Origin of the sequence: Alcanivorax sp. 1008 (assembly GCF_020667895.1) — a bacterium.
In the GTDB taxonomy this organism is placed as follows: domain Bacteria; phylum Pseudomonadota; class Gammaproteobacteria; order Pseudomonadales; family Alcanivoracaceae; genus PGZG01.
On sequence record NZ_JAFMPS010000040.1, the window covers coordinates 1 to 8,266 of the forward strand.

General features: G+C 56.3%; 11 protein-coding genes. 3 read left to right on the forward strand and 8 right to left on the reverse strand.

Annotation, left to right across the window (positions count from 1 at the left end; genetic code table 11):
• The 8 genes from hemW to J1C54_RS15750 all read right to left on the reverse strand — a co-directional run.
• Positions 1–528 (reverse strand): radical SAM family heme chaperone HemW (gene hemW / locus J1C54_RS15715; protein ID WP_229149746.1); only part of this gene is annotated, 528 nt, incomplete at its 3' end.
• Complete coding sequence (gene rdgB / locus J1C54_RS15720) at positions 525–1,109, reverse strand: RdgB/HAM1 family non-canonical purine NTP pyrophosphatase (protein WP_229149751.1); 585 nt, start codon at positions 1,107–1,109, stop codon at positions 525–527. The genes hemW and rdgB, both read right to left, overlap by 4 nt.
• Positions 1,110–1,185: 76 nt before the next feature.
• Complete coding sequence (metW, locus tag J1C54_RS15725; RefSeq protein WP_229149754.1) at positions 1,186–1,779, reverse strand: methionine biosynthesis protein MetW; 594 nt, start codon at positions 1,777–1,779, stop codon at positions 1,186–1,188.
• Positions 1,766–2,923 (reverse strand): homoserine O-acetyltransferase, encoded by a 1,158-nt coding sequence (locus J1C54_RS15730; RefSeq protein WP_229149757.1) that lies wholly within the window; start codon positions 2,921–2,923, stop codon positions 1,766–1,768. Before J1C54_RS15730 ends, metW begins: the two co-directional genes overlap by 14 nt.
• A 42-nt stretch (positions 2,924–2,965) precedes the next feature.
• Positions 2,966–3,262: a DUF167 family protein gene (locus tag J1C54_RS15735; RefSeq protein WP_229149759.1), complete on the reverse strand. Its 297-nt coding sequence runs from the start codon at positions 3,260–3,262 to the stop codon at positions 2,966–2,968.
• The gene (locus J1C54_RS15740; protein ID WP_229149762.1) at positions 3,259–3,801 is read right to left on the reverse strand and encodes a YggT family protein; all 543 of its coding nucleotides are present in this window, start codon (positions 3,799–3,801) and stop codon (positions 3,259–3,261) included. Before J1C54_RS15740 ends, J1C54_RS15735 begins: the two co-directional genes overlap by 4 nt.
• 40 nt (positions 3,802–3,841) lie before the next feature.
• Positions 3,842–4,651: a pyrroline-5-carboxylate reductase gene (proC, locus tag J1C54_RS15745; RefSeq protein WP_229149791.1), complete on the reverse strand. Its 810-nt coding sequence runs from the start codon at positions 4,649–4,651 to the stop codon at positions 3,842–3,844.
• Positions 4,652–4,662: 11 nt separating this feature from the next.
• Positions 4,663–5,367, reverse strand: a complete 705-nt coding sequence (locus J1C54_RS15750) for a YggS family pyridoxal phosphate-dependent enzyme (protein ID WP_229149793.1) — start codon at positions 5,365–5,367, stop codon at positions 4,663–4,665.
• 116 nt (positions 5,368–5,483) lie between these two features.
• On the opposite strand from J1C54_RS15750, the gene J1C54_RS15755 reads away from it, so the two are divergent.
• The 3 genes from J1C54_RS15755 to J1C54_RS15765 form a co-directional block, all read left to right on the forward strand.
• Positions 5,484–6,518 carry a type IV pilus twitching motility protein PilT gene (locus J1C54_RS15755; RefSeq protein WP_229149796.1) on the forward strand — a complete coding sequence of 345 codons (1,035 nt, stop codon included), beginning with the start codon at positions 5,484–5,486 and terminating at the stop codon, positions 6,516–6,518.
• A gap of 29 nt (positions 6,519–6,547) precedes the next feature.
• Positions 6,548–7,669, forward strand: coding sequence for a PilT/PilU family type 4a pilus ATPase (locus tag J1C54_RS15760; protein ID WP_229149798.1), 1,122 nt, complete (start codon positions 6,548–6,550; stop codon positions 7,667–7,669).
• 160 nt (positions 7,670–7,829) lie between these two features.
• The coding region (locus J1C54_RS15765) for a M48 family metallopeptidase (RefSeq protein WP_229149801.1) at positions 7,830–8,266 on the forward strand (437 nt) is incomplete at its 3' end.

An 8,266-nucleotide genomic window follows, 5' to 3' on the forward strand; every position in this document is an offset into this window, starting at 1 on the left:
CAGATCATCTAATGCCTGTGCCCTGCTCTGCCCCGGCAAACCATGCATCAGATCAAGATTGAAGTTATCGAAGCCCGCCCGACGGGCTGATTCGGCGGCGTGAATCGCTTCATCCTTACCGTGAATACGACCGAGCGCCTGTAGGTGGCTGCCATTGAAACTTTGTACGCCAATCGACAGGCGATTGATGCCGGCGGCCCGATAGGCTTCGAACCTGCCCTGCTCCAGCGTGCCCGGATTGGCTTCCAGAGTGATTTCTGCATCCGCCGCGATGTCGATACGTTGGCGGATTTCTCCGAGCAAGGTTTGATAAAAATCCCCGGACATCAAACTTGGTGTGCCGCCGCCAATGAAAATAGTCTCAATGCGGCGCCCGGCTACCTGATGCAGGTCGCCGCTGATATCTTCAATCAGTGCCGCCAGATAGGCCTGCTCTGGAATGTCTGCGCGCTCATGAGAGTTAAAGTCGCAGTAAGGACATTTGCGCACGCACCAGGGCACATGAATGTACAGCGATAGTGGAATCAAAGTTGCTTCACCAGTTCGGCAATGGCCTTGCCCCGGTGGCTCAGTGCATGCTTTTCCGCCGCGGATAACTCCGCTGCGGTTTTGCCTAGTTCTGGCACCAGAAAATGAGGGTCATAGCCAAAGCCGCCCTCGCCTTGCGGCTCCAGTACAATCCGCCCCTCCCAGCTGCCTTGCGCGATTACTGGGGTGGGGTCATCCGCATGACGCATCATTACGATCACTGCGCGATAACGAGCTGTTCGCTCGGCCTCGGGTACGGTACGCAACTTCTCTACCAATAAAGCATTGTTGCGCGCATCGGTTGCGCCCTCTCCGGAAAAGCGGGCCGAATAAATACCGGGAGCGCCATTTAGTGCATCTACTTCAATGCCTGAATCATCAGCAATAGCAGGCAAGCCAGTGTGGTGAGCTGCATTGCGGGCCTTGAGAATGGCATTTTCGACAAACGTCAGGCCAGTCTCTTCCGCTTCAGGCACATTAAATTCGGTTTGTGGAATTACTTGCATGCCAAACTGACTGAGAATCTCCTGAAGTTCCGCAATCTTCTTCTTGTTGCCAGATGCGAGCACAATTTTCTTCATAAGCCGAACCTCCAGGCACCATCACCGGCGAGCTCACTGCCTGATCGGTTGTTAGGCTCCTTGCCGCGCCATCGAACTACCGGGCCACCCGAAACAGTGCAATTTCCCCAAAAAGATTGGGCAAAAAGCGTGTCATCACCCCAGCCTCATGATGCCGGTCAACCACCATCGACTGCAGAATCCGATAACCCTGCTCGTGACAATGGGCCTCAAAATCTCGCACCGTACAAAGATGAATATTTGGTGAGTTGAACCATTGATGGGGCAGGGTGGGAGACACCGGCATGCGGCCCTTAAAGAACAGGTAGCCGCGCACCCGCCAATGACCAAAATTGGGGAAAGTCACAATCGCCTCATGGCCAACCCGCAACATTTCCGACAAAACCAGATCCGGCCTATGCACCGCCTGCAGGGCCTGAGTCATCAATACATAATCAAAACGTTTGTCCTGAATATTGCCTAGTCCTTCGTCAATATCCTGCTCAATCACATTGACGCCATTCTCAAAGCAGGCGGCAATATTGTCCTGATCAATCTCCAGACCATAGCCATGGACATTTTTGCTATCCCGCAGATTGGCTAGCAAAGCGCCATTGCCACAGCCCAAATCCAGCACGCGAGTGCCATCCGGAATCCAGGTGCGAATAATTTCCAGATCAGGACGAAGCATCTTGCACCTCAATGCTGACACGGCGCATATAAGCGCTGAACAGCTTCAGGTATTCGGGGATGTCGACCAGAAAGGCATCATGACCCTTGTCCGTATCGATTTCAGCGTAGCTGACGTCACGAGCTATGCGCACCAGAGCGTTAACGACTTCCTCCGAGCGCTGAGGTGAAAAACGCCAATCACTGGTGAAGGACATCACCAGAAAACGACATTTAGTCTGACGTAAGGCAGCCTCAAGATCGTTATCGAAATCCCGCGATGGATCGTAATAGTCCAGCGCCTTGGTCATCAGAAGATAGGTGTTGGCGTCGAAGTTGCGGGAAAAAGTTTCACCCTGATGGCGCAGGTAAGACTCCACCTGAAACTCCACATCAAAGCCAAAATGAAATTTTCCGGCACGTAAATCACGGCCAAACTTGGCGCGCATGGCGTCATCGCTGAGATAGGTGATATGACCCACCATGCGCGCCAGAATCAGACCCTGACGGGGATAGGTATCGTGCAGGTAGTAACGACCGCCGTGGAAGTTGGGATCGGTAAGAATCGACTGGCGGGCAACCTCATTGAAAGCAATATTCTGCGCCGACAGTTTCGGTGCTGAGGCGATAACCACCGCATGGCGTAGTCGATCCGGATAATCAATGGACCACTGCAGGGCCTGCATGCCCCCAAGGCTGCCGCCGATTACCGCAGCCCACTGCTGAATGCCAAGTGCATCGGCCAGCCTGGTCTGGCTGTTGACCCAGTCGCGCACCGTCACCATTGGAAAGTCCGGCCCCCAGGGTTGGCCATTGGCCGGATTGATTGATGAGGGGCCGGTGGATCCGTGGCAGCCGCCAATATTGTTCAAAGAGACAACAAAGAAGCGGTTGGTATCAATGGCTTTGCCGGGGCCGATGGCGTTGTCCCACCAGCCGGGACGCTTGTCGTCCATGCTGTGGTAGCCCGCCGCGTGGTGATGTCCAGACAGGGCATGACAAATCAGCACCGCATTGGAGCGGGCCGCATTCAGGCTGCCATAGGTTTCGTAGACCAGCTCATAGGCATCAAGCCGCCGGCCACACTCAAGCTCAAGTGGCTGATCAAAATGCAGGGTGGTTGGAGTAACCAGACCTACGCTGTCGGCTGGAATAATGTCTGGCATGGCTCTGCAATCAGAAAATGATCGGCAAGTCTAAAGGCGGGGTCAGGCGCCTGCAATGAATCCGGCCAGAGAAGCGGGCAGGGCGCTGGCGTTACGTACTCTTAGTCTCTTGCGGCGGCTGGTCTGGCCACTCTCCAGAATTACGCTGGATTGGCTGACGCCGAACTCGTCGGCAATGAATCGAATCAGGGCCAGGTTGGCGGCACCATCCACCGGTGGTGCGCCAATGCGGATTTTAACAGCATCGTCATGCAGGCCGATAATGGCATCGCGGCCGCCCCGTGGCTGTAGCCAGCAGTCCAGCAGCCAGTCATTAGCCTGACGGCGGATGGCACTCAAAGCCGGAAGAAGGCCTGAATCAGCTGAATGGCAAGCAGAATGAGGATGGGGCTCAGGTCCAGTCCTCCCATCGGCGGTAGTAGTTTGCGGGCCGGGGCCATCACCGGCTCGGTTAGCTGGGCGACCACAAGGGTTACCGGGTTGCGTGGATCTGGCGACACCCAGCTGAGGACGATGCGCAGGATAATGGCCCAGAACAGGTAGTTGAGCAGTGTGCGCGCCAGCTCGGTAACCGTGGCCACCAGCAGCGCCAGCGGTGATACCCGTACTGAGCCGTACACCAACATGGTCAGCAGAAGCAGTTTGAACAGCACCAGAGCCACAACCAGCATTAGCGCGGCCACATCGACCCCGCCATAGCCTGGCACCAGCCTGCGTAGCGGCATTAGCAGTGGATTGGTGGCCTTGACCACAAACTGGGACAGGGGGTTATAGAAGTCGGCCCTGACCAACTGCAGTAAAAAACGGGTCAGCATCAGGAAAATATACAGATCGAAGACAAAGCTGATCAGCAAATGCAGTGCGCCCTGCGGATTCATGGACTGACTCCTGACAAACGATGGCGGCGATGATAGCAGATCAGCCGGCCAGTTCCTCCGAGCGACGCCGGGCTGCGGCCAGGGCGTTGTCCACCAAAGTTCGGAAGCCGCCGTTCTCAAACACATCCAGAGCCGCTGCGGTGGTGCCGCCGGGGGAGGTGACCTGCTGGCGCAGCACGTCCGGGCCGGATTCGCTGGCGATGGCAAGCTGGGATGCGCCCCAGGCGGTCTGCAGTACCAGTTGTCGGGCGGTGCGCTCGTCGAGGCCCAGTTTGCAGGCGGCTTCGATCATGCTTTCCATCATCAGGAAGAAGTAAGCCGGGCCAGAGCCGGATACCGCGGTGACTGCATCGAGCGACTGTTCCTGATCAAACCAGAAGGTCAGGCCAACACTGGCAAGTATTTGACCAGCAAGCTCTTTTTGCTCTGCGGACACGGAAGGGTCAGCATACAGGCCGGTGGCGCCGGCCTGTACCAAGGCGGGGGTATTGGGCATGCAGCGCACCACGGGCAGATCACCCAGCCAGCCTTTCAAGTTGTTCACGGTTACCCCGGCGGCGATAGAGATGATCAGCGGCTGGCGATCTCCCAATGCGACCTTTAAGGCCTGACACACCGCTTCCATTACCTGAGGCTTCACCGCCAGTACCAGTACGTCGACGCGCCGTGCAATCTCTTCATTTTCGGTGCTGACATGGACGTTATGCTGACGTGACAGTTCGTCCAGACGGTCCTGGCTGACGTCGCTCATCCAGATGCGTGCCGGGCGAATGCCCTTGCTGATCATGCCGCCGACCAGACTGGTAGCCATATTGCCGGCGCCGATAAAGCCGATGATCTGCTGTGCCATCTGGTTTGTCCTCAGGGTCTGGCTGGGCGCGGCCCGAACAGGGCGGTGCCAATACGAATATGGGTGGCGCCCTCGGCAATGGCGACAGTAAAGTCGTCGCTCATGCCCATGGAGAGCGTATCAAGGCCGGGCATTGTATTGCTGACAGATGACAGTGTCATGGCAAGTTGGCGAAAGGCGCCGCGGCCGCAATCCTCTGCGTCTGCCCGGGGAATGGCCATCAGACCCCGCAGGCGCAGCCTCGGCAGGCCTGCTATCAACTCCGCCAGTGCCGCAACCTGCCCGGGGCTCACCCCGGACTTACTGTCTTCATTGTCTATATTCACTTGGATGCAGACGTTCAAGGGGGATAGCTCCGGCGGGCGCTGGTCATTAAGGCGCCGTGCCACCTTGTCCCGGTCCACTGAATGCACCCAGTCAAAATTGGCGGCGATATCGCGGGTCTTGTTGGTCTGGATCGGGCCGATAAAGTGCCAGATCAGGTCCCGCTCGGCCAGAATGCGGATCTTGTCGAGGGCTTCCTGCAGGTAGTTTTCAGCGAAATCTCGCTGGCCCAGATCGGCCAAAGCAGCAACTTCGTCGGCGGGTCGGGTCTTGCTGACGGCAATCAGGGACACATCATGGGCTGGCCGACCGGCCTCCAGGCAGGCGGCCTCAAGTTGCTCTCTGACCCGCTGGTAGCGGCCTGCAAGTGTGGCGGTTATTGAATGGCCCATGGTGACGGGGTACCTTTAGCCTCTCGGGCGATGGTGTGAGTGAGTCGCCGGCGGATAATAACAAAGGGGCAAATCAGGTTGTCCCTTCAACTACTTTATATTTTCCCGGGGTCGCCATGGATATTACCGAACTGCTTGCCTTTAGTGCCAAAAATGGTGCCTCTGACCTTCACTTGTCAGCAGGTCTGCCCCCCATGATCCGGGTTGATGGTGACGTCCGGCGCATCAATTTGCCGTCGTTGGAGCACAAGGAAGTCCATTCGCTCATTTACGACATCATGAACGATAAGCAGCGTAAGGATTTCGAGGAATTTTTTGAGACCGACTTTTCCTTTGAAGTGCCGGGTGTGGCCCGCTTCCGGGTTAACGCATTTAACCAGAACCGGGGCTCCGGTGCGGTATTCCGGACCATTCCTTCGAAAGTGTTATCGATGGAAGATCTGGGCATGGGCAAGGTGTTCCAGAAAATTTCCGAAACGCCGCGCGGTATTGTGTTGGTAACCGGGCCAACCGGTTCGGGTAAGTCGACCACTCTGGCTGCAATGATCGATTACATCAATAACACCCGTTACGAACACATCCTGACCATTGAGGATCCCATCGAATTCGTTCACGAATCGAAAAAGTGTCTGGTTAACCAACGTGAAGTGCATAGGGATACGCTTGGTTTTGCCGAAGCATTGCGTTCAGCGCTGCGGGAAGATCCGGATATTATTCTGGTGGGCGAGATGCGAGATCTGGAAACTATTCGTCTGGCGCTAACTGCTGCGGAAACAGGTCACTTGGTATTCGGTACGTTGCACACCACCAGTGCAGCAAAAACCATTGACCGGGTGGTAGACGTGTTCCCCGCGGAAGAGAAGGCCATGGTGCGTTCCATGTTGTCGGAGTCCCTGCAGGCGGTTATTTCCCAGTCTTTGCTGAAAAAGAACGGCGGCGGTCGGGTGGCGGCCCATGAAATCATGATTGGCACCCCGGCGATTCGTAACCTTATTCGTGAAGACAAAGTGGCGCAGATGTACTCGGCAATCCAGACCGGTGCGGCCATTGGCATGCAAACGCTGGATCAGTGTTTGCAGAACCTGGTGCAAAAAGGCGTGGTTTCCCGCGAAGTCGCCCGTGAAAAGGCAAAAATCCCGGAAAATTTCTGATACTGATCCGTTGAGAGCAGGGCAAGACAATGGAATTTGAAGATCTTCTTAAGATCATGGTGCAAAAAGGCGGTTCGGATCTGTTTGTAACCGCCGGCGTGCCGCCATCCATGAAGATTAACGGCAAGGTAGTGCCGGTGACCAAAACCGCACTGACCCCGGATATGACCCGGGATATCGTGTTTGGTGTGATGACCGAAAAGCAGCGCAAGGAATTTCTTGAATCAAAAGAATGTAACTTCGCGATTTCTGCGCGTGGTATCGGTCGCTTCCGGGTTTCCGCGTTTTATCAACGAAATCTGGTTGGTATGGTGCTGCGTCGCATTGAGGTAAAAATTCCCTCGGTGGACGACTTGCGCTTGCCGCCGATCATCAAAGATCTGGCCATGACCAAGCGTGGTCTGGTGATTTTCGTGGGCGCAACCGGCACCGGTAAGTCCACTTCGCTGGCGGCGATGATTGGCTACCGGAATAAGAACTCCAAAGGTCACATCATCACCATTGAGGATCCAATCGAATTTATTCACCAGCATCAGGGCTGCATTGTTACTCAGCGGGAAGTGGGGCTGGATACGGAAAACTTTGAAGTGGCGCTGAAGAACACCCTGCGTCAGGCCCCGGATGTGATCCTTATCGGTGAGATCCGCTCCCGTGAGGTTATGGATTACGCTCTGGCCTTTGCGGAAACCGGCCACTTGGCGCTTGCGACCTTGCACGCTAACAACGCTAACCAGGCGCTGGATCGCATCATTCACTTCTTCCCGGCTGATCGTCACGACCAGTTGTGGATGGATATGTCATTGAATTTAAAAGGGATCGTGGCCCAGCAGCTGATTCCGACCCCGGATGGCAAGGGGCGCCGCGCAGCTATCGAAGTGCTCCTGAATACGCCGCTGGTGCAGGACCATATCCGCAAGGGCGAGGTGCACTTGATCAAGGAATTGATGCGCCGTTCCCGTGACCTCGGCATGCAAACCTTTGACCAGTGCCTGTATGACCTGTACGCGGCAGGTGAAATTACCTATGAAGATGCCATCTTGCATGCTGACTCGCCGAACGATCTGCGCCTGATGATCAAGCTGGGCGCAGAAACCGATGCGACTTCTCTGGATTCGTCCACCCGTGGCCTGAGTCTGCAGGATACCGACTGATCAGCTTGGTCCGTGGCAGTTGCCTGTCGGGCCCAACTGTCCCGAAAATGCCACGACAAGTTGGCATCCTTGATGATGTATACCGCCCCCGGTGTTCCAGTGCCGGGCTTGGAGGTCTATATTAATCGCTCCGAAAACCGAACCTGCAGGGCAGGAAGCCATGATTTTGAGTCGACCGTTTCTCCGTTTTCTTGTTTCGTCAGTAATAGCCGCCGCTTTTTCCGTGCAGGCAGCGCTTGCCGACCCCACCGCACTGATCTCCGCCGCAAAAACCGAACTCGCCGCTGGCAATGCCGAGGCGGCATATGGTGCCTTGCAGGCTGAGGAAGCCCAGTATGCCGGCGATATCCAGTTTGATTACTGGCTGGGCCTTGCGGCCAACCGGGCTGGTAAGTACGGCCGAGCAATGTTTGCATTGGAGCGGGTGTTGGCACAGAAGCCGAGCCATGCGGCTGCTCGCCTCGAGCTGGCGACGGCCTACGCCCGTCTGGATCTGGGGGAGGCTGCTCGCCGGGAGCTGGATATTCTGGATGGGCAGAACCCGCCGCCAGCCGCTCGCGAGCAGATTGCCCAGTTGCGCCAGCAGCTTGGTCTGGC

Excerpts from the sequence above, each read along its gene's own strand:
- J1C54_RS15755 (WP_229149796.1), top strand. The coding sequence starts at position 5,484 with ATGGATATTACCGAACTGCTTGCCTTTAGTGCCAAAAATGGTGCCTCT.
- J1C54_RS15740 (WP_229149762.1), bottom strand. The coding sequence starts at position 3,801 with ATGAATCCGCAGGGCGCACTGCATTTGCTGATCAGCTTTGTCTTCGAT.
- metW (WP_229149754.1), bottom strand. The coding sequence starts at position 1,779 with ATGCTTCGTCCTGATCTGGAAATTATTCGCACCTGGATTCCGGATGGC.
- J1C54_RS15760 (WP_229149798.1), top strand. The coding sequence starts at position 6,548 with ATGGAATTTGAAGATCTTCTTAAGATCATGGTGCAAAAAGGCGGTTCG.
- rdgB (WP_229149751.1), bottom strand. The coding sequence starts at position 1,109 with ATGAAGAAAATTGTGCTCGCATCTGGCAACAAGAAGAAGATTGCGGAA.
- proC (WP_229149791.1), bottom strand. The coding sequence starts at position 4,651 with ATGGCACAGCAGATCATCGGCTTTATCGGCGCCGGCAATATGGCTACC.
- J1C54_RS15730 (WP_229149757.1), bottom strand. The coding sequence starts at position 2,923 with ATGCCAGACATTATTCCAGCCGACAGCGTAGGTCTGGTTACTCCAACC.
- J1C54_RS15750 (WP_229149793.1), bottom strand. The coding sequence starts at position 5,367 with ATGGGCCATTCAATAACCGCCACACTTGCAGGCCGCTACCAGCGGGTC.